General features: G+C 70.5%; 1 protein-coding gene. It reads left to right on the forward strand.

What is annotated here, in order from left to right:
• The first annotated feature begins 5 nt into the window (after window positions 1-5).
• Window positions 6-800, forward strand: a complete 795-nt coding sequence (locus tag GJV82_RS19220) for a transposase (RefSeq protein ID WP_155100334.1) — start codon at window positions 6-8, stop codon at window positions 798-800.
• Window positions 801-860: the final 60 nt, after the last annotated feature.

Raw genomic sequence — 860 nt, forward strand, 5'->3', positions numbered from 1 at the left:
CCCGTATGGGGTGGTTCGGGTGGGATGATGTCGGTGTGCAGGTGATCTCGGCCTCGGACGTCGCGTGGATCGAGCCGTTCGCAGGGGTGGCGCCGCACGCGTTCTCGCGGCTGGTCGCGCAGTTGCGCGAGGCCGGGGTGGACAAGGGCCGGGGTCGGCCGTGGAAGCTGGGCCTGGAGGACCGCGTGCTGCTGGTCGCGGCGTACTGGCGCACGAACCTGACCCTGCGCCAGCTCGCACCCTTGTTCGGGGTCTCCAAGTCGGCCGCGGGCCGCATGATCGCTGACCTGGGTCCCCGCCTGGCCCTGACCCGGCGCGCGGTGCCCGGCTCGGAGGCGGTGCTGATCGTGGACGGCACGCTGGTCCCGACCCGGGACCGCACCATCGCGGCCTCGTCGAAGAACTACCGGTACTCCACCAACCACCAGGTCGTCATCGACGCCGACACCCGCCTGGTCGTCGCGGTCGGCCGTCCGCTGCCGGGCAACCGCAACGACTGCAAGGCTTGGACCGAGTCCGGGGTCGCGGCACAGGTCGACGGTCACACCGTGATCGCAGACGGTGGCTACCAGGGCACCGGACTGCTCATCCCGCACCGGCGCAAGCCCGGCCAGGACCTGCCCGCGTGGAAAGAAGAGCACAACGCCTCCCACAGGCGCGTCCGTGCCCGTGTCGAGCACACCTTCGCGCGCCTGAAGACGTGGAAGATCCTGCGCGACTGCCGTCTACGCGGCACAGGCGTCCAGCACGCCATGACCGGCATCGCTCACCTGTACAACCTCGACACCGAGCTCGCGTAGCCGCGAACGCCCGACGACCGGGCGCCGAGCACTGTCCACGACGGATTACGGGACAGCCTC

Source organism: Cellulosimicrobium composti, assembly GCF_009711085.1.
Classification (GTDB): domain Bacteria; phylum Actinomycetota; class Actinomycetes; order Actinomycetales; family Cellulomonadaceae; genus Cellulosimicrobium; species Cellulosimicrobium composti.